At 42.0% G+C, this 19,561-nt stretch carries 23 protein-coding genes and 2 pseudogenes; 21 read left to right on the plus strand and 4 right to left on the minus strand.

Annotation, left to right across the window (positions count from 1 at the left end; all coding sequences use genetic code 11):
- Positions 1–53 precede the first annotated feature (53 nt).
- From J5O05_RS20910 to J5O05_RS20930, 5 genes are all read left to right on the plus strand, one after another.
- Positions 54–620, plus strand: coding sequence for a uracil-DNA glycosylase family protein (locus J5O05_RS20910; RefSeq protein ID WP_208844863.1), 567 nt, complete (start codon positions 54–56; stop codon positions 618–620).
- Positions 621–736: 116 nt separating this feature from the next.
- Positions 737–1,087 carry a hypothetical protein gene (locus J5O05_RS20915; RefSeq protein WP_208844864.1) on the plus strand — a complete coding sequence of 117 codons (351 nt, stop codon included), beginning with the start codon at positions 737–739 and terminating at the stop codon, positions 1,085–1,087.
- 244 nt (positions 1,088–1,331) lie between these two features.
- Positions 1,332–1,856, plus strand: coding sequence for a chalcone isomerase family protein (locus J5O05_RS20920; protein ID WP_208844865.1), 525 nt, complete (start codon positions 1,332–1,334; stop codon positions 1,854–1,856).
- Positions 1,853–2,422: a DUF3833 domain-containing protein gene (locus J5O05_RS20925; RefSeq protein WP_208844866.1), complete on the plus strand. Its 570-nt coding sequence runs from the start codon at positions 1,853–1,855 to the stop codon at positions 2,420–2,422. Before J5O05_RS20920 ends, J5O05_RS20925 begins: the two co-directional genes overlap by 4 nt.
- A 49-nt stretch (positions 2,423–2,471) precedes the next feature.
- The gene (locus tag J5O05_RS20930) at positions 2,472–2,717 is read left to right on the plus strand and encodes a Rho-binding antiterminator (protein WP_208844867.1); all 246 of its coding nucleotides are present in this window, start codon (positions 2,472–2,474) and stop codon (positions 2,715–2,717) included.
- Between the two features lie 67 nt (positions 2,718–2,784).
- Here the strand turns inward: J5O05_RS20930 and J5O05_RS20935 are convergent, their stop codons facing one another.
- Entirely contained in the window at positions 2,785–3,252 is a 468-nt protein-coding gene (locus tag J5O05_RS20935) for a GNAT family N-acetyltransferase (protein ID WP_208844868.1), read from the minus strand.
- 194 nt (positions 3,253–3,446) lie between these two features.
- On the minus strand, positions 3,447–3,569 hold the full coding sequence (locus J5O05_RS22650; protein ID WP_280117704.1) for a hypothetical protein: 123 nt from the start codon (positions 3,567–3,569) through the stop codon (positions 3,447–3,449).
- A gap of 470 nt (positions 3,570–4,039) precedes the next feature.
- Here J5O05_RS22650 and J5O05_RS20940 point away from each other — a divergent pair, with 470 nt between their 5' ends.
- From J5O05_RS20940 to J5O05_RS20955, 4 genes and pseudogenes are all read left to right on the plus strand, one after another.
- Positions 4,040–4,384: a PadR family transcriptional regulator gene (locus J5O05_RS20940; RefSeq protein WP_208844869.1), complete on the plus strand. Its 345-nt coding sequence runs from the start codon at positions 4,040–4,042 to the stop codon at positions 4,382–4,384.
- 96 nt (positions 4,385–4,480) lie between these two features.
- Positions 4,481–5,314, plus strand: coding sequence for a hypothetical protein (locus tag J5O05_RS20945; protein ID WP_208844870.1), 834 nt, complete (start codon positions 4,481–4,483; stop codon positions 5,312–5,314).
- Between the two features lie 17 nt (positions 5,315–5,331).
- On the plus strand, positions 5,332–5,688 hold the full coding sequence (locus J5O05_RS20950) for a GFA family protein (RefSeq protein WP_208844871.1): 357 nt from the start codon (positions 5,332–5,334) through the stop codon (positions 5,686–5,688).
- Between the two features lie 86 nt (positions 5,689–5,774).
- Positions 5,775–6,237, plus strand: a pseudogene (locus tag J5O05_RS20955) (DinB family protein).
- Positions 6,238–6,311: 74 nt separating this feature from the next.
- Here the strand turns inward: J5O05_RS20955 and J5O05_RS20960 are convergent.
- Positions 6,312–6,683, minus strand: coding sequence for a glutaredoxin family protein (locus tag J5O05_RS20960; protein WP_208844872.1), 372 nt, complete (start codon positions 6,681–6,683; stop codon positions 6,312–6,314).
- Positions 6,684–7,060: 377 nt separating this feature from the next.
- Here J5O05_RS20960 and J5O05_RS20965 point away from each other — a divergent pair, with 377 nt between their 5' ends.
- Positions 7,061–8,413 (plus strand): cytochrome ubiquinol oxidase subunit I, encoded by a 1,353-nt coding sequence (locus tag J5O05_RS20965; protein ID WP_208844873.1) that lies wholly within the window; start codon positions 7,061–7,063, stop codon positions 8,411–8,413.
- Positions 8,406–9,404, plus strand: coding sequence for a cytochrome d ubiquinol oxidase subunit II (locus J5O05_RS20970; protein WP_208844874.1), 999 nt, complete (start codon positions 8,406–8,408; stop codon positions 9,402–9,404). The genes J5O05_RS20965 and J5O05_RS20970 overlap by 8 nt, the downstream gene beginning before the upstream one ends.
- Positions 9,405–9,482: 78 nt before the next feature.
- Here the strand turns inward: J5O05_RS20970 and J5O05_RS20975 are convergent, their stop codons facing one another.
- Entirely contained in the window at positions 9,483–10,079 is a 597-nt protein-coding gene (locus tag J5O05_RS20975; protein ID WP_208844875.1) for a hypothetical protein, read from the minus strand.
- Positions 10,080–10,300: 221 nt separating this feature from the next.
- On the opposite strand from J5O05_RS20975, the gene J5O05_RS20980 reads away from it, so the two are divergent.
- From J5O05_RS20980 to J5O05_RS21015, 10 genes and pseudogenes are all read left to right on the plus strand, one after another.
- Positions 10,301–10,852, plus strand: coding sequence for an isochorismatase family protein (locus tag J5O05_RS20980; protein WP_208844876.1), 552 nt, complete (start codon positions 10,301–10,303; stop codon positions 10,850–10,852).
- Positions 10,836–11,714: a GlxA family transcriptional regulator gene (locus J5O05_RS20985; RefSeq protein WP_208844877.1), complete on the plus strand. Its 879-nt coding sequence runs from the start codon at positions 10,836–10,838 to the stop codon at positions 11,712–11,714. Before J5O05_RS20980 ends, J5O05_RS20985 begins: the two co-directional genes overlap by 17 nt.
- A gap of 250 nt (positions 11,715–11,964) precedes the next feature.
- The gene (locus tag J5O05_RS20990) at positions 11,965–12,510 is read left to right on the plus strand and encodes a hypothetical protein (protein ID WP_208844878.1); all 546 of its coding nucleotides are present in this window, start codon (positions 11,965–11,967) and stop codon (positions 12,508–12,510) included.
- Between the two features lie 229 nt (positions 12,511–12,739).
- Positions 12,740–15,329: pseudogene (locus J5O05_RS20995) on the plus strand (TonB-dependent receptor).
- Between the two features lie 239 nt (positions 15,330–15,568).
- Entirely contained in the window at positions 15,569–16,600 is a 1,032-nt protein-coding gene (locus J5O05_RS21000) for a S41 family peptidase (RefSeq protein ID WP_208844879.1), read from the plus strand.
- Positions 16,601–16,756: 156 nt separating this feature from the next.
- A complete protein-coding gene (locus tag J5O05_RS21005) occupies positions 16,757–17,149 on the plus strand; it encodes a hypothetical protein (protein ID WP_208844880.1) in 393 nt (130 codons plus the stop codon).
- A 416-nt stretch (positions 17,150–17,565) separates the two neighbouring features.
- The gene (locus J5O05_RS22205; protein ID WP_244370127.1) at positions 17,566–17,943 is read left to right on the plus strand and encodes an efflux RND transporter periplasmic adaptor subunit; all 378 of its coding nucleotides are present in this window, start codon (positions 17,566–17,568) and stop codon (positions 17,941–17,943) included.
- Positions 17,918–18,061 carry a hypothetical protein gene (locus J5O05_RS22210; RefSeq protein ID WP_244370128.1) on the plus strand — a complete coding sequence of 48 codons (144 nt, stop codon included), beginning with the start codon at positions 17,918–17,920 and terminating at the stop codon, positions 18,059–18,061. Before J5O05_RS22205 ends, J5O05_RS22210 begins: the two co-directional genes overlap by 26 nt.
- Position 18,062: 1 nt before the next feature.
- Positions 18,063–18,836: an efflux RND transporter periplasmic adaptor subunit gene (locus tag J5O05_RS22215; protein ID WP_244370129.1), complete on the plus strand. Its 774-nt coding sequence runs from the start codon at positions 18,063–18,065 to the stop codon at positions 18,834–18,836.
- Positions 18,837–18,850: 14 nt separating this feature from the next.
- On the plus strand, positions 18,851–19,552 hold the full coding sequence (locus J5O05_RS21015) for an ABC transporter ATP-binding protein (protein WP_208844881.1): 702 nt from the start codon (positions 18,851–18,853) through the stop codon (positions 19,550–19,552).
- Positions 19,553–19,561: the final 9 nt, after the last annotated feature.

Here is a 19,561-nt window from a genome sequence, read left to right on the forward strand (position 1 = left end):
TCTAAATAGTAGTAATTATCAATTGTATTTGTTTGAGTTAGGGAGAGGAAAATTTGGACTTGTTACTTAAACAAATTCGCGGATGCCAAATATGTGAAGGAAAATTTGAAGGGATTGTTTCTCCGATTATCCAAGCTTCTGTTGACAGTAAAATATTGATCATTGGTCAAGCGCCCGGGGCTAAGACTCTTGAATCTGGACGGCCTTTTAACGATGTGAGTGGCGAACGTTTACGAGCTTGGCTGGGGATAGAACCAAGTCAGTTTTATGATTCGCGCATGTTCGCCATTATGCCTATGGCGTTTTGTTATCCGGGGAAAGGACGAAGTGGCGATTTACCGCCCCCTAAAATTTGCGCTCAGACTTGGCACAAACGACTAATTCAACAAATGCCAAATGTGGAACTCACCATCTTCTTAGGGCAATACGCGGTTCACGAATACCTCAATCCCGCTTGGAACGTGACAGAAGCTGTTGAGCACTTTTCGACGTTATTACCTAACCAGATAGCCTTGCCACATCCAAGTCCACGAAATCGCTTTTGGTTAACTTCAAACCCATGGTTTGAGAAAGAAGTCGTACCTATTTTACAAAATATAATAAAAAAATTAACCCAATAACAAATTGCTAACTTTTTAACCGCTCCGACTTGTATTTATACAATAACTGCTACATACTTTCGTCTTAATAATCCCTTAACGACATGATGTCTCTGAAAAATTATCAAGGAAAAGATATGTTTTATAAAAGTCTCGGTGTCATTGCCGTACTCGCTTCGTTAGCCTCAGTACCACTAAGCACGCAACTCGGTGCAAATTCTATCATCGCTTTCTATTTGGTCTTGTGCGCAATGCTTATTGCTTCACTAGCAAGCGCGACATCCGGTAAAAATTTCTTTTTCCCTTCGTTTATTTTAGCCTGCATTAATATCCTAGTATTAAACGATGGTACTAAAATTCAACATGTTGCGAGTGGCAGTGATTGGCTTTATGTATTGAGTATGTATGGCATTTTTGTAGTAGTTTCGGTATTGAGTTTTTTGTTTTCTAAACGTGAAAGTAACCCAAATATTTCGGTTACACGCTAGTTTCTGTAAACCCCCTTTACAGTTTTAAAAGTTAGTTCATTAATCATCACGGCTTAAGTTTATGGCAAACACGCTGTGATAATCCTAAAGTCAGATAAAATCGATAGATTTTGTCTGACAAGCTCGCGATGCCATCTTTTATCTCAATCCTAACCTGACACTAAACTAATCCAATTCAGCCTGACAGACGTATACCTTGTTTGTATTTTGCTCATGTAATTTTGACACGACAAAGGAAGGCGCAATGCATAGGTTTATCTCGCTGTTTATATTTTTTAGTATCTGTGTGGTGCATTCTGCTAAGGCTCATAGTACTGGTTATGAGTCGTTTAAACCCGTTGCGGGCGAAACAACGTATCGATATCTATTTTGGGATGTCTATTCAGCCCAATTATTCACGCCAACGGGTCAATACAATCCTGAAGATCCTTTAGCTCTCCTATTAACATACAAAATGACGTTAAAAGGAAAAGACATAGCCGAAAGGTCCATTAAGGAAATGAGACTTCAAGGGCTAAAAGATAAATCAAAGCAGGTAGCGTGGGGTAATACGCTGAAAACAATATTTCCAGATGTGGGAGATGGAGATGTTTTACTAGGCCAAAAAAATGCCGATGGCAGTACGAGCTTCTACTACAACAACAATCAAATTGGTTTCATTGATGATGCGGATTTTACATCTTGGTTCTTCAATATCTGGTTAGGCCAGAAAACATCAGAACCCGCATTACGTGCAGAATTACTAGGCTTGGAGGGGAATAAAAAGTGAGACAGTGGCTAATTATAGGCTTGGTTTTGTTGTTGAATGGCTGTGGTATATCGATACAGGGGAGCCAATATGAGCAGCAATCGCCGAAGTTTAACTTGATGGAATTTTTTAATGGAGAGATGAAAGGATGGGGTATTGTTCAGGATAGAAGCGGTAACGTGATTCAGCAGTTTACCTTAGACCTCTCAGGTGAAATGTCGGATGACAGTACGTTAATGCTGTCTGAAACATTCCGTTATCAGCTCGGGCAAGGCGTACAGAGAAGACAATGGGTAATCACCAAGCAATTGGATAATTCGTTTCAGGGAAATGCTGATGACATCATTGGGAACGCAAATGGTAAGGTATTCGGCTCGGCAGCAACTTGGCAATATGAAATGAATTTGCCTGTCGCAGGGTCTACTTATCACGTTACATTTGACGACTGGATGTGGCAATTTGATGATGGCGCTGTGATCAATCGCTCCTACATTAAAAAGTTTGGGCTTGTGTTTGCTGAAGTCACTCTCTTCTTTCAGAAAAACAATGATTGTACCAAAGCGAAGGGAGCGGGGGAGTCCTGCTAGGCTTGAATAGGTTGTGTGCTGAACATATTTACATATTGTGGAGAAAATCATGCTGAGTTGTGAACAACATGACTATTTAGAAGTTGCTTGTGTTTATCACTTCGAATTAGAGGTGACAACAACGGATGGCCATTCGTATTTAGGGCTTGCCAAAGATGTTCGTTACGAGAATAAAACTCAGTGCCTTGTGCTTGAATCCGGCTCTGTACAAAACGCAGTGTCGATTGCACAAATTACGTCATTGGTAGCACTAACAGATAATCCGTATTTTCAAAGAGTTGATGCAGGGTTTTAACGATGTCGTTTTCTTTGCGGTGACCTTGAGTCCTGTTGGTCAAGGTCGAATATACACAGAGAGAATGTTAGTTGTTATTGAGTTTGAGTTCCATAAACACGCTCAGTGGATTGTCACGATATAAACCAAAACACGGGCAACGGTCGAAACCTAAACTTTCATAGAGCGCGATTGATTCTGTTTGTTGGATACCGGTTTCTAATCTAATTAATGGGATTTGTGCTTCGCCAGCATAATGAAGCAGCGTTTGCATTATACGTCGTGAAAGGCCTTTTCCTCGATAATTTGGTTTGACGTACAGGCGTTTTATTTCGCCGTATAATGTGCTCTTTTCAAACTTCTTAACAATAGCACCACACGCAACGATACCATCTTCATTTGCAAGCCCGATTGCTTTCACATTGGGTTGTTTTAATTCTTCCAGTGATAGAGATTGGTCACTCGCGATAGGGTAGAGAGAATTCATTAGGCGGTCTATTTCCAAGTACAGAGCTTGTACTTTGGGATCTTCAGGCTGCAATGCGATTAGCTGCATAGTCTGTCCTAATACAACGAATGGAGATCATTGTTTTTATTTTTCGTGGCAGAAACTATACAGCGCAAATGGCGGAATACAAAATTTTTCGACGGAAAGAGCGAAGCGATTTGTAACGCTTGTCTTTGGTGATGGAACAATTATTAGGGGGTAAGTCCAGGCTTTTCAACCAGAGTCGAACGAAAAGCGTTAACTTACATACCCGTGGCATGCGATAGAGGAGTAAATACCGTTAAAACAAACAGTGCAACGGTGAGCAGTGTTACCCATACAAGATTTGCTTGAGACTTTGTGTCAGTGTCATTCAAAAAACGCATATTCAATACTCCTAAAGATTCTGCTCTACAAACTAATCCTTTTTGGCAGTATCGCTATTCCAGTTGCGATTTTAGTATTAGTAGTTATATATCAAGTTAGTAAAAAGTGCTAGATAAAAAACAAAAAATATACAAAAAGTATGAATTTCAAACTTTGGCCTACGTATTTTATTGAATGTTTAGTGCTCTAATTACACAGCTTATCTTCACTATATGAGTCAATAGTGGGTTAGGCGATAGCGCAAAACGTTGTTGTGCTGCACCAGCTCTTCTATTTCTTCCTTAAAGTAAATTAAATTAATACAAATACATACGCTAAGTTTCGATAGCGCTCTATGAATTGATGACTAAAAAATAATCTTTTTCACTTGCGAAATTAGCGAGTGATCTATACTGTGTATCACACACTGTGTGAGAAATAGTATTTGTCGCACAGTAAATTAAATTAATAACAGAAGATGGAACGCGCTATGAGTGAGAAACGCGTCGATAAAATGCGAGGAGAGCTAAGACGAGGAGTTTTGGTTTTAGCTGTTCTCGCTTCATTAAGGACTCCGCATTATGGTTATTCATTACGAAAACAGCTTAGTGAAGCGGGGTTGGATATCGATGAGGGTACGCTATATCCGCTTGTTCGACGCCTAGCTGACCAAGGATTGCTTGAGAGCGAATGGCAGCAAGCAGAAGGGCGAGAGAGGCGTTATTACACGCTGTCGAAAGCAGGTATAGAGCAGTTAGCGCAGCTTTCACATGAATGGCAATTGATGAATGATGCGCTTGGGACAATATTGGAGAACGATCATGGAATTAGTTGAACGCTATGTTGAAGCGGTAAAACAGTATTTACCAGATGAAAAAAAGACGAAATTTCGCGAGAAATTAGAGCCACGTTATTAGATGAAGTTGATGCTATGGGGCCGACCTGTTCTACTGCGCAGGTTAATCAATTGCTTGCTTCATGGGGGACTCCTCGTAAGGTGGCAACTCAATTTGCTCCACCCGTGCCTTTAGTTGCACAAGAACTTATGCCTATTTACTGGGTCATTTTAAAATCGGCGTTGAGTGTGTTTTTTGCAATTCACGCGGTGGTTACGGGGTTGTCGTTACTCTCAGCAGAAGGCGTGGGGGTTATTTCATTTGTGTTGAAACTGGGACTAGGTTTTGTTGATACAGCCCTTTGGATATTTGCTGTTGTGACGTTGGTGTTTTTCGCTATTTCAAATGACTCCCCCTTGAAAGCAACGCTATCGCAAATGGAGTGGAGCGTGGATAAGCTTCCGGTACAAAATGCCAAGTGGCAGCATATCAAAGGCGGTGACATCGCCACCGATTTGGCCACCGCGATTTTTTTAATTGCACTGGTGCAACCTTCACTGTGGATGAGTCAAAAGATGATGGAATCGATGCACATCGCTTTCTTGCCAGTAGTACAAGAGTGGTTCATGCCCGCCACAATGTTATTCGCTGTGTCTATTGTGTTTTCACTGTGGCAAGCGCTTACGCCGTTTTGGTCGAAGTCTAAATTGATAGCAAACATCGCGATTAATCTTGCTTATGTTGCGATGTTCACTGGATTGGCGTGGTTACCAGAAGTGTTTAGTGTGACAGGAGAATCGTTGCCGTTTTATCTCTCAGATGAAATCGTGAATCGCAACGCGAAGATTGTCAGCATGGTCTTTATTGCACTGAATGGCTTTTTAATCATACGGGATTTAAGACGTATTCGTAGTCTCAAAGTTGGATAACAAAGGTAAGGTTTGGTATGAATGGAAGTTGTCATTGTGGCAATGTCACTTTGGTGCTCAAACAGAAAATCGAACTGGTAACACGCTGCAACTGTTCAGTGTGTTACCGATACGGCGCTATTTGGGCCTATTTTTCACCGAAGGATGTTTTCATCGATTCGAAAGTGGAGACGCGTACCTATTGCTATGGAGACAAACACATTGATTTTCATCATTGTGTCGTTTGCGGTTGCCTTACCCATTACACCCCTACAGCGATTGGTAATGTGGACAGGATGGCGGTCAATTTAACCATGTTTGCACCGGAGGTGATGGAACAAGTGCATGTACGGTATTTCGATGGCGCTAAGTCTTGGACTTTTTATGAAAAGTAGTCGGTCTGAAGCTGACTCGTTTATTACAAGGAGTGATAAAGTTGCTGGTAAACGCATTTAAATACAAGCAATGGGCAAATCAGGAAATGGTGAACTTTGGACTGAAGCAAATTGATAAGCTGTCTCCAAACGATGCCACTTTTTTTATACGGATCTTAAATCACACCGCGGTTGTCGACAGTTTGTTTATAAGCCGCATTAAAGGCGTGTCTGAATATTTTTCTGCTGACAACACCCTTGAAACGCCTCCCTTAACTGAGTCTCAGTCAGTTTATGTCTGAAAACGATGCATGGTTGGTAGACTATTGCACCTCTGCAACGTATCAAGAATTAGCTCGTGAGATTGTTTTTCAGTTCACTGACGGTGAGGTAGGACGTTTAACCGTAGAAGAGATTTTACTGCATTTACTTACCCACGGCAGTAATCATCGCGGTATGGCTTCGCGCGTTTTGCTCGAAAATGGTCTTGAAAGACCTAAAGACACGTTCACGCGTTTTTTGCATCAAGTTGAACCGAATCGACGAATGAACATTGGGACTGGGTGTTAATCAAATTTTTTGCAAACGTAGCGCTTCGTAAAAATGTAAATACGCGCTTAATGTGATCATTAAGCGCCCGACCGTTAAGCTGCGTTACTCGCTACTTCTTTTTCTAAAAACGCAATAATGTCATTAGACTCATATAACCAAGTTACTTTGTCACCTTGAACAATTCGTAGACAAGGTACTTTTACCTTTCCACCTTGTTCAAGCAGCTCTTGACGGTGAATACCGTCGACTTTGGCATCTCGTAGCTCGATGTTTAAGCTGTTGCGTTTCATGGTTCTTCGTACCTTTACGCAAAAAGGGCAGGCATGGAATTGATATAGGCTTAAGCTTGCCGCTTTTTCGTCAATTTGAGCTTGTAATTTTGGATCGCGCTTCACGCCTTTCGGTGTTGTGACAAAGTCGATAAGTAAAATAATACGGCCTAAAAACCAGCGGATAAACTTCATAATTCCCCCTAAAAAATTGCCGGCATCATACCCAATTGTGTCACTTTTAGAAAGTGAATAACCGAATCGACTAGATAAAGTGGGCAAGTTAATAGGTTTGTTTTTCGGGTAAAGTGCGTGCTTTCCCAAGCCAATTTTCTATAAAAACCAGTCACTAAATTTTGAACAAATAAAGATTGATCTAAATCAAAGAACCAAATATATTTAACTTTCAGAAATTACTGAAAGTTCGCAACGGCTCTGGTATGCCTTTATTGAGTCAATAAAATCAAATGGCTTGACCGTTCGAATCCTTCAAACACTGAAGTAGAAAGAATTGCTGCGGAGAAGCATGCCGTGGCGCTATTTGATAGAAAACAGACCTTGGTAGGTGCGTTATGCTTGATACCTTATTGCTATCGCGGATGCAGTTTGCAGCCAACATCAGCTTCCATATTCTCTTTCCCACAATATCTATTGCCCTCGGGTGGTTTTTAGTTTTTTTTAAATTACGATTTGATAAAACGGGTCATCCTGTTTGGCTAAGAGCTTACCGTTTTTGGGTTAAAATATTTGCTCTTACGTTCGCGCTTGGTGTGGTTAGTGGGATCACGATGTCTTTTCAGTTTGGTACAAATTGGCCCGGATTTATGGAGCGAGTCGGTAACATCGCTGGCCCCTTGCTCGGCTACGAGGTACTAACCGCCTTTTTCATGGAAGCCACCTTTTTGGGGATCATGCTATTTGGTATGAATAAAGTGCCCAATCGAATCCACACCTTAGCATGCTTGATTGTGGCCATCGGTACTACTATTTCCGCCTTTTGGATATTAAGTTTAAACAGTTGGATGCAAACACCAGCAGGATTTGAGCTTCGTGACGGTGTGGCCTATCCAACAGATTGGTTCGCTATTATTTTTAACCCTTCTTTCCCTTATCGATTCTTCCATATGTTGCTTGCAAGTGGCTTGACGGCATCGTTTCTCATTGCTGGCGTGAGTGCGTATCGATTGCTGCAAGGAGATCAAAAGGCAGCACCCAAACTTACATTAAAAGTAGCTTTAACGGTTGCAGCAGTTTTAGCGCCAACACAAGCATTTGTGGGGGATTTACATGGTTTAAATACCCTTGAACATCAACCACAAAAAGTGGCAGCAATGGAAGGGATTTGGCATACCGAAAAAGGCGCACCGTTGTTGCTGTTTGCAGTGCCCAACGAAAAAACGAAACAGAATGACTTCGAAATTGGCATTCCCAATGGTGCAAGTTTAATCCTTACGCATCACTTAGATGGAGAGCTAAAAGGGCTAAATGAATTTGAAGGCGCACACCCACCAGTTAAACCGGTATTCTTTGGTTTTCGGATCATGGTGGGTATGGGTGTGTTAATGTTGTTGGTTGCGGTTTGGTTTAGATTGACAATGGCACGCCGTAAACAACTCGCGTCTTGGCAATTAAAAACGTTAGTAGCGATGAGTTTTTCAGGCTGGTTGGCAACGCTTGCAGGTTGGTACGTAACGGAAATTGGCCGCCAACCCTTTCTTGTTAGTGGCGTTCTGCGTGTTGAAGAAGCGGTTACTCATCTTCCTCGTGAAAACGTGGCCATCACCTTTTCATTGTACTTGATACTTTATGTTGTGCTGTTGACGGTGTATGTCCGTACTTTGTTCTTCACTGCGAAGAAATCAGTGCGTGTCGATGAGTTTGAAAGTCCAGAATCACAAGTTATCGCTGGAGGTCGCTATGCTTAATGCAGAACAACTTGCTTTACTGTTTGGCGCACTGACTGCGCTTGCTGTGCTCGTCTACGCCATTTTAGACGGCTACGATTTGGGTGTTGGAATGTTGTTGCCGCGTAATCAACAACAAAAAGCAGATACGATGATTGCTTCTATCGGTCCATTTTGGGACGCTAATGAAACATGGCTGGTGCTTGCGGTGGGCTTGGTTTTAATCGCTTTTCCTAAAGCGCACAGTGAAATCCTGCAAGCGCTCTATTTACCAGCGTCTTTTATGTTGATAGGGCTGATTCTGCGCGGTGTTGCGTTTGACTTTCGTGCAAAAGCTAAAAGCAAACGCAAAGATCTTTGGGATAGCGTTTTCAAAGCAGGTTCCTACATTACCAGCTTTTTCCAAGGCTACATGCTTGGTAGCTATGTAATGGGTTTTGAACATTCTGCTGCAGCGATAGGCTTCTGCACGCTCAGCGGGATCGGGGTTGTGGCTGCTTATCAATTTATTGGCGCTGCATGGCTTATTATGAAAACCGAAGGTGAACTGCAACAAGATGCTATCCAATGGTGCCAAAGAACACTCCGAATCTGTGCTATCGGGGTAGCTTTGGTATCTGTCGTGAATCCTATAATTCACCCACAGGTGATGGCGCTTTGGTTTGAATTGCCTATGGCCCTTGTATTGTTGCCTTTGCCCATTATCTGCTTTGGACTGATGTTCTTGCTTGGTGTGACCTTGCCAAAATTAGCGCTAAAACCAGAAAAAGGAGTTTGGTTACCCTTTGCAATCGCAGCGATGGTCTTTTGTTTGTGCTTCTTCGGGTTAGCTTACAGTTTCTACCCGTACATTGTGCCGGGAAAACTTACGTTAATTGATACGTTAGCTGCGCCTGAATCGTTGAATTTCTTAATGTTTGGCGTGTTGTTTGTCGTGCCAACTATCATCTTATACACAGCGTATAGCTATCGAGTATTTTGGGGGAAAGTGACTCCACTAAGTTACTATTAAACAAATATCGTGAAGGCGAGGACATCGTTTCTCGCCTTATCTCTCAGCGAATTTCGTCACCTATTAAGGTGGCGTACGTTATTGCGCTTCATCCGATTGTTCAGTTACCCATTCCATTACCCCATTGAACGACGTGCAGTCGGTAATGCTATCTTTAGCATTGGCAACATAAACTTGTTGGGCACTCGATACCGAGTACGTGAGGTATTCAGAACACATTGCGCTTTGGCCGTTTCCGACGACAACTTTCGTACCTTGTTTTAATGTGCACCGGCTCATTTTATCGAGAGGCGACCATTGATAACAAATCTCAAACTGAGAACGATACTCTGAAATGAGACCTGCTGGCCTGTTAAACGCCCACCATTGTCCAAACTGGCTCCCTGGATTTGTGCTATTCCAAGCTCGGAAAACAACGACATCTTGCTTTGCCTCGTACACTTTGCCTTGGCAGAGTTTGCCGTTATTGGGGTCGCCAAGTGACGATTGCAACAACGCAGAGTCTTCAGTTTCAATAAAACTCGACTGGAGTGGTTGAGGAGGTGTGGTTGAGCCTAGACATGCCTGTATTTCGGGTGATTTAGAGTTCGCGAGCAGCGGTTGGTTGTTATGTTGAGCGCATCCAAACATACCAGACAGCAGCGTCGCACAAACGAGTTTATTGTAAATGTTCATCGTTATCCTTGTTGAACGTTTGATGTTAATTATTTGTATCTTGTTAAGTGAGTGTAGAGGGATCTTTGTGCCAATACAACGGATCTCAAAAAGAGTTTATTTGAAGTCTGAAAAAGTCCTATCTGTGTCGTAAGTGAGGCTCGTCAAAATTGTGTGGTCGGATAAAGTAGAGGTCAGTTCAAACAAAGTTGAATAACTTTCTACACCATTAAGGAATTAGCATGACCACAGCTTTAATTATCATCGACACACAAGATTCTTTCTTTCATACGCCCTATTGGGAGACAAGTCACTTCGAATCATTTAAGCAAAATATGAGTGATTTGGTGAATTACTTTCAGGCGAACAACTTACCAATTGTGAAAGTGTTACATGTTGACGATGTTGACCAAAATAGTCCTTTTTGTTTATTGAACGGTTTTGTGAAGCCGATGGATTTTTTACCGAGCAAGTATGATAGAGTCGTACACAAGACAGTACACAATGCATTCACTGATACGGGATTATTACGTTGGTTGACTCGCAATGGTATTCGTAAGTTAGTGATAAGTGGTATTCGAACTGAGCAATGTTGTGAAACAACGACACGCGTTGCTAGTGATCTAGGCTTTGCGGTGGAATTTGTGTTGGATGCCACGCTCACGTTTGCAATGACAAGTCCGTTTACTTCGAAAGTACATTCAGTCGAGGAAATTCAAGCTCACACCGCACTCGTACTGAATAAGCGTTTTGCAACGATAACTTCTGCTCAAGATTATGGAATTTCAGAATAACGTTATAAAAAATATCTATTTTGTGATCTCTAAGGCCGTCCTCCCGCTTGATCTGGGCGGTCCATTGCAAGTGTTTTTAGAAGCCCAGCGCGCTGTGACTCCTATTGCTTTGCACTACGTAAGTCCGACGAGTGAACAAGTATTGGGGGGCGGGTTGACCTTAGCCAACTTGAGTCCTTTACCTCAAACGTTGCTTTGCCATGATGTGGTTGTGTTGCCTGGGAGTTATGGCTCGTTTGACTATTGCTTAAGTGAAGAAGGCGAAGTAGTCGCCGATTGGCTTAAGCACACTGTGCGTCAGCAACTCGTGTTCACCATTTGCAGTGGTGCATTTATGGCCGCGAAGGCAGGTTTATTGGCCAATAAAAAGTGTACAACTCACCATGAGTTAACTGAGCGATTGAAATTGGCTTATCCAGAGCTAAACGTGTTAGAAACATGTCTTTTCGTCGAAGATGGCAATATGTTGACGAGTGCAGGTATTAGTTCGGGGATTGATGCAGCATTGCATTTTGTTGCCAAACAATTTGGCGACGAGCTGTCAATGAAAGTGGCACGTGAGATGTTAGTGTACTTTCGCAGAGACGGACGAGATAGCCAACAGAGTGTTTGGTTGAATGGACGAAATCATTTACATCGTGCCGTACATAGAGCACAAGATTTGATCTGCGCTCGCTTGCATCAAGACATTCGTGTCGCGTCTATTGCCTCTGACGTGGGGATCTCCGAGCGGCAACTCAGTCGCTTATTTAAACAAGCAATCGGTATTGGTGTTCAGCAATACATCAATTCACTTAAAATCGTTAGAGCTAAACAGCTCCTACAGACCCGCCATATTGATATCGAGTCTCGTCGCTACTGAATGTGGTTTCTCGAGTAGCCGTCATTTCCGCCGTATTTGGCAGCAATTTGAAACTAGTTCACCTAGAACGTTTAAATTAAGAAATTAATTTTTAAATAAATGTTTACATTTTGTCTGGGGTCGGTGAATAATCTTTGAGTCTTTTAGTTTAAAAGGCTCTTTTATAAGGAAATTTAAATGAATAAACAAATAAAAATAATTAGTTCTCTGACACTTGCACTATTGTCTTTCACTAGTGCAGCTGATCCATTTGGCGGTTCCCGTTGAATGTAAAAATGTTGTAACTTCAATTCCTATTTACAGTGGATTTGCAAGTTGTGAAGTTCGGAACAATGACAAATCGACTACAATACAAGCATACTATCCTGACACAACGAATAGTTTTGTGATTCTCACGCAAGAATTGACTCTGGGTGGTGAAACAAAAGTTTTTAGTTGTAATGCAAGACTTGACCAGACAGGAACTAGAGAATCTTCTCACACAGTTTGTAAATATAAACCTGTAGCTGGCATTTCAGTTTCACCGCGTCCGGATGATTTTCATATAGTTAGTTCAGCAAGGGATTATGATGGTTCTATTGCAAACTACACGTGGAAAGTAAATGGTAGTTTTAAATCTAACGTCGCGAGTTTTACACTACCGCAGATACAATCTATTTATAGAAATGGTAAATGGTATTCACAATATTTTATCGAATTGGAAGTAACGGATAACGATGGTTACAAAGATTCACATAGCATTTCAATTACTGAACTCAATGATGAATGCAGAACTGCTGCATGCAGAAATAGATGATTGACATAAATTAATGTTCTTAATAGCGCCAGAGCTGAGACGTAAAGAGGGTTCTGGCGTTTTCTGAAATTAAACAGTTATCTATATGCAGCAATAATTTACCACACCTTACAGATGTAGGTTGAAATACTCAGAAAATCACAGAGTTGTATTTTTCTTGTTTCAGTGTTAACAATGTTTTGGCTTGAGTTTACATTAAGCGATGTTTGGTTAACGAAAAGGAACAATAATGACTAAAAAATACTCTCAACTAACAGCTCTTAGTCTTGCAATCGCGGCAGTTTGTGCGACGTCTGCGCCGGCATTTGCAGCTGATGAAGGTGCGGATAAAGTAGAAAAAATTGAAGTAACAGGTTCACGTATCAAACGCACGGATATGGAAGGGCCATCACCAATCCAGACTATCGGTAAAGAAGAAATCTCTTCGTTTGGTTATGATAACCTGCAACAACTTTTAGAGAAAATGCCAGTTGCAGGTAACGGTACATTCTCAACTCGTGGTAACAACCAAGATTCTACAGCTAATGGCGGCGCTGCCGTTAGTTTACGTGGTCTTGGCCCAGATGCGACATTGGTGTTGATTAATGGTCGTCGCGTAGCTATCAGTGCGTTCGCGGAAAGCATTACGAATTCATTTGTCGACATTAACAGTATTCCAGTGTCTGCTATTGAACGAATCGATATTCTAAAAGATGGCGCGTCTGCTATTTATGGTTCTGATGCTGTTGCGGGTGTAGTTAACGTTATCCTGAAAAAGGACTTTGATGGTCTCGAGCTTAACTTAGGGTTTGGTGGTACTGACGGTCCAAGTTATGAAGAAAAAACAGCGAGCTTATTGTGGGGTAGCAGCACGAATGACAGCAATGTGACGATCATTCTTGACTACTTTAACAACTCATCGTTTTCTGCGGATGAAGCTGGGCGTATGGGAACGGCAAATCAGTCACCATACGGTGGTGAAGATTTCCGTTCTAGCCGTGGTTTTCCTGGATACTTCATCGTAGATGGTGAAAAAACAATTGACCCAAGCTGCCCTGCAGATAGAGCAACACCAGACGGATATTGCGCTTTCGATTACGGTCCTTTTGGGTACATTATCCCAGCCGCTGAGCGTGTTGGTGCAATTGTTCAAGCAGAGCAAAACTTTGGTAATGATATCACCGGTTTCATCGAGTTTGCTGTACAGCACAATACATCACAAGCAGGCGGAGCGCCTACGCCTCTAGATGAAGATGCAGGTCTCACAGTGCCAGCTTCGCACCCAAATAACCCGTTTGGCATGGACATTGATATTGGCCGTTATCGTACAGTAGATGCAGGTCCTCGCCGTTGGGATATTAGTTCTGACACCATGCGCATCGTTGCGGGTTTCCGTGGTACGTTAAATGACTGGGATTGGGAACTTGCAGCGCAAAAAGGCCGCAGCAAATCTGAGCAAACGGGCTTCTAAAGGCCAGGGCTGGGTACGTGTTGATTATTTACAAGCTGAAATTGATGCGGGTAACTACAATCCATTCGGTGGAACGTACAACTCACCTGAAGTAATTGACCGCATTACGACAAGCCTTGTGCGCCGTGGTGAGTCTCATATGACGTCATTCGATGGTAGCATCACAGGCGAAGCGTTTACGTTCAATGATATGCCTGTACTTATGGCGGCAGGTTTTGAATACCGTGAAGAAGACGTTGAAGATATTCCAGATGATCAATTCGTGCGTGGTTTGATATTCGGAACTGAATCAGTTTCGGCTGCTGCTGAGCGCGATCAGTGGGCTGCTTATGTTGAATTCTCAATTCCGCTTGCGGACAGCTTCGAATTACAATTAGCAGGTCGTTACGATGATTACAGTGACTTTGGTTCAACAACGAACCCAAAAGTCGCGTTCCGCTGGACACCAAGCGATGACATGACGGTACGTGGTTCATGGACTCAAGGTTTCCGTGCGCCATCACTTGCGCAAATCGGTTTAGGCCCATCAGAAGAAAGCCAATTCTTTACCGATACATACCGTTGCCAGGCAACAGGCAAAGATTGCCGTGTTCTTGATTACAATATTCAATTTGCGGGTAACCCAAATCTAAAAGCGGAAGAATCTGAGTCAATGAATTTGGGTATTGTGTGGACTCCTACGCATGAAATTGGTTTAGGGATCGACTTCTGGTCAATCACACAAGACAACAAGATTGATGAAGAACCATTCGGACCACTTTATGATGCTGAATGTAATAACCAAAACAGCACAGTGTGTGAGCGTCTAGCGCCACAACCTGGTGAATCACTTGGTGTACTCCGTAAACTACACAGCACGTTCAAAAACGTGACTTCTCAAGAAGTATCAGGTGTGGATTTCTCAGCAAGCTACCTATACAGCTTAGGCGAAAGTGGCGACCTTAAATTTAATTTAGAATACAGCTTCTTGAATAAATTCGAGAAAGACGATCTAGATTACACAGGTGAGTATGGTTACCCAGAGCACCGTTGGGTACTTACAAACTCTTGGGTACAAGATAATTTATCTGCTAATTTAAACATTAGTTATATTGGTGAGTTTGAAGATACGCCAGACATCGATTTTGACGGTACGCTTGATTTCGAAGAAAACACATCTCGTATGGTAGATTCGCAAATTCTACTCGACCTTCAAGGTTCATATCGCTTTAGCGATGGCATCAAGGTATCTCTTGGTGTGAACAACCTACTTGATGAAGAGCCACCATTTGCGATTGGTGATGGTGATGCTGACCTGTATGGTTACGTAGGTAAAACCCATAACCCTCGCGGTCGTTACATCTACACCAAAGTGACGTTTAATTTCTAATTGAATATCACTGCATAAGATTCAAAGCCTCCAACCTTGGGGGCTTTTTACTTTTAGGCGATATTGTTTTGCGAAACCTATTTGAGTTTTAAAACACCATATTGCTTGAGTATTTAAAACATACTTAGTTACATTTTACAGCAACTAATAAAGGAACTAATCACGTCAAACTAGGGCCATACACCATGATAACCAAGTACCTCGAAATTCATTAATAATAACAATACCGAGCGGCCAATATGAAAACGACATCTCTGTTTCTCTGTTCTTCTTTCCTTATTGCGTTTGCAGGGCAAAGTTTTGCGCTGACCCAAAGTGATAAACTCACTATCCAACATGCCGTGGAATCGTCAATTACCAGCCATTATGTCGAAACATCCAAGATCCCTAAAATTATGGCCTTGTTGGAAACATTAAACTCATCATCAGAATGGCAACTAGCAGAGACAGAAGAGCAAGTAGCTCACTTATTAACGGACACACTTCAGCAAGTAGATAAGCACTTTGCGGTGAATCAAATTCCCACAACGACAACGACTGAAAAGAAAGAACCATGGTTTCATAAACTTGCTAGGAAAAACTATGGCTTCACCGACGTCGTCGTTCTCGATGGCAATATCGGCTATCTAAGTTTCTGGGGGTTTGCGGATGTTACACCCAGTTTACGTGCTAAGCTCGCGAGCGTTATGAAGGTGTTGGAAGACGTTGATGCACTCATTATTGATTTACGTGAAAATGGCGGTGGGAGCGCTCAAATGGTTCAGTTGTTAAGTGGGTACTTTTTGCCAGAAAAAACTCACTTAAATAGCTTTTACAATCGTCAAACGGATGCCACTACGGAATTCTGGAGTGAAACAAACATTGCTGGGAAAGTGAGAGCAGATGTTCCCTTGTATATTTTAACTGGGCCGAATACGTTTTCAGCCGCGGAAGAATTTAGTTACAACATGAAACACCTAAAACGTGGTGTGATTGTGGGTGAGAAGACAAAAGGAGGTGCAAACCCTTGGCAATATTTTCCTCTTGAACACACGTCGCGCATTGCTTTGCCTGTTTCTAAGGCAATTAATCCGATTACCAAAACGAATTGGGAGAATGTCGGTGTTTTACCGGATGTCGCGGTTGCGGCCAAAAACGCTAAAACAGAAGCGTATTATCAAGCGATTCAATTGTTGTTAAAAACAAGCGCCGATCAGGATGCTTTTTTGGTACGTGAACGGGAAAGCGTTGCGGCGACGTTTAATCGAGAATTAACGTCTCGTAATGACTGAGTTAAAAAGTCTTAAGGACACTTGAGCCTGATCACTGTAAAGCCCCTTTACATGCTGCTGGCTCAAAATTGACACGCTTTGTTACGACTGAACACTTGGCAAGGTCCTGTATCTGAAGTAAGTTGTTTTAGTGTGTAATAATGGTGCAAATTGAACATGAAACGCTGGGTGTATTGGGTTTACGCGAGTACGTTGATTCTCTTAGGATTTGAGCGTTTCTACGAGAAATCCGTGCTGTTGTCTGGCGGTTCAAAAATTAACCTTATTCCCGCTTTTGTTATGCTCATTCTGGCGGTTGCCTTACTTAATCATCAACGGAAAAAGGCAATGCTTAATGCGTTGTTTTGGCAGTGTTGTTTTTGGCTTTGTGCTGGTTTTTCAGGACTGCTTTTGTTTGCGGCTATTCCTTTCGCCGTTTGGTTGGGGCAAGCAAGTTACCAATATATCCTGTTTTTTGCAGCGCTAATCCTTTTTACTGTCCCTGCACAAATTGTGTTATTCCAATATAGCTATGATGACGAGTTATGGTCAGAGCGCCTTGTACACTAGTCATTGAAGTCATTTCTCATACATTAAAATAAGCTCTGTTAACACGAGTCTTAGAGCTTCATGCCTTCTTTATTGTTGCGACTTGGACATACTATTTCGCATGCGCTCCATTCCGTTTAGTTCCAACACTGGATATACCTATCATGTTTTATTACGGCATTAGCTGCGCATGTAATCGTTTCGTTTAATTAGAAAATGCAAATAATGATTCACACAATGTAGCATTTGGGTTAACTTTTGGTTTGTGCACAAACCATTACCTAAGCATGACTTATCTGTAGTTTGTTGACATATAAAGAACAAGTTGATTGATATTTTATGTTTCGAACCACAAAAACTTGATGCTATTTATTTACATAAAAGTTACTATTTTGAATTATGTCGAATCGGTACAAATTTTTAGATAAGGATATCTCGTGAGTTATATTCCAGATACTAGCGCTCAAGACACCAAGATTGTAAGTAAAAAGCCTACATGGAAAAAGTGGCTGTTGCTTGGCAGTGTTATTGCTGCTGGCTATTTTGTAGCGCCGAATGTTTATGGGTGGTTTAACAATGAAAGAGCAATTGATGTCAATCAATTGAAAATGGCGACAGTGAAACAAGGCCAATTTGTAAGAGACATCTCTGTACAAGGCAAAGTTGTTGCGGCCAAGCGGCCAACACTCTATAGCCCATCGTCGGGTACGGTTACCTATTTGGTTAAAGCAGGTGATACGGTTGTTATAGACCAACCGATTGCAATAATTGACAGTCCCGAGTTAACGAGTGAGACTCACTCAGCAGCAGGCTGAAAGAGATAGATTATTTTCTTCATTGGAACGAGAAAAAATTAATGCAAAACAGCAAGCACTTGACCATGAAAACAAGATAGGTCGTGCTGAAGTTGCATTAAACGCAGACGAAACGTGAAATGCGCCGTGCACAAGAAGGTCACGAGAAACAGGTAGTCAGTGATATTGATTATCAAAAAGCAAAAGATGATTTGCAAAACGCAGAGCGAGAATACACGTTAACGTTGAAAGCGGTTGAACTGTTGAAAGAGAGTCTCAAGTTTGAAGTGAAAAACCGCGAACTGGAGTTCAACCGACAAAACGTCTTTGTAGAAGAGTTACAAAGACAGGTCAATGCGTTAGAAATTAAATCACCAGTCGCTGGGTTGGTCGGTAACTTGACCGTTCAAGAAAAGACCAATGTAGAAAAAAACCAACCTTTGTTGAGTGTGGTTGATTTGACTCAATACGAGATTGAAGTACAGATCCCTGAGCAATATGGTGATGATCTTGCCCTAGGTATGGCCGCAGAAATCAACCTCAATTCTCAAATGTTGTCAGGTGAACTCATTGCAATTTCACCCGAAATTGTCAAAGGAACTATTGCCAGTAAGATCCGTTTGTCAGGCGAATACACGATTTCTCTTAAACAAAATCAGCGCCTCACCAGCCGAATCATTTTGGAGCAAAAAGACAATGTGCGCTATTTGCCACGAGGTCAGTTTATGCAAAACAGTGCAGGTCAATATATTTATAAAGTGGCTAATGGGGTGGCGACCCGTACACCAATTCGTCTGGGGTCAGAGAGTCTAAGCCAAATAGAAGTGTTATCTGGATTGTTACCGGGAGATACCGTTGTGGTTTCAGATTTGCGTGTGTTTAACGATGCTGAACAAGCTCGAATAGTAGAATAAGAAAGGAATCTACCATGTTAAAAATGACTAATTTAGGCAAGACCTACATTACAGATAGTGTCAAAACAGAGGCCCTTCGCCCATTTGACCTATCCATTTCTCAAGGCGAGTTTGTTGCAGTCACTGGGCCATCAGGGTCGGGTAAAACAACCTTCCTTAATATTACCGGACTGCTCGAAAACTATTCGAGTGGTCAATACGTTTTAGATGGTCAAGATATTACCTCGCTTTCAGATAAAGCCCGTTCAAAGATTAGAAACGAAAAAATAGGCTTTATTTTCCAAAGCTTCAATTTGATACCTGAATTGAACTTATATGACAATATTGATATGCCTTTACGTTATCGCTCTTTCTCTAGTAAAGAACGTGATAGTCGAATTATGCAAGTGCTTGAACAAGTTGGTTTAGCAGGACGCAAAAACCATTATCCACATCAGCTCTCTGGTGGACAACAGCAGCGCGTAGCGATTGCTCGTGCGCTTGCAGGTACGCCGTCATTTTTATTGGCGGATGAACCAACAGGGAATCTCGACTCCCAAATGGCGGCTGGCATTATGTCGTTATTAAAAGATATTCATCAGCAGGGCACGAGTATCATCATGGTCACCCATGATCCGAATCAAGCCGCGCAAGCTCAACGCGTAATTGAAGTTCGTGATGGTGTCTTACGAGATGCAAGGCCTATAAAAGTAGCCGCTGAAGCGGCAATCGCATAAGGATATTGC

Source organism: Pseudoalteromonas xiamenensis (assembly GCF_017638925.1).
Classification (GTDB): domain Bacteria; phylum Pseudomonadota; class Gammaproteobacteria; order Enterobacterales; family Alteromonadaceae; genus Pseudoalteromonas; species Pseudoalteromonas xiamenensis.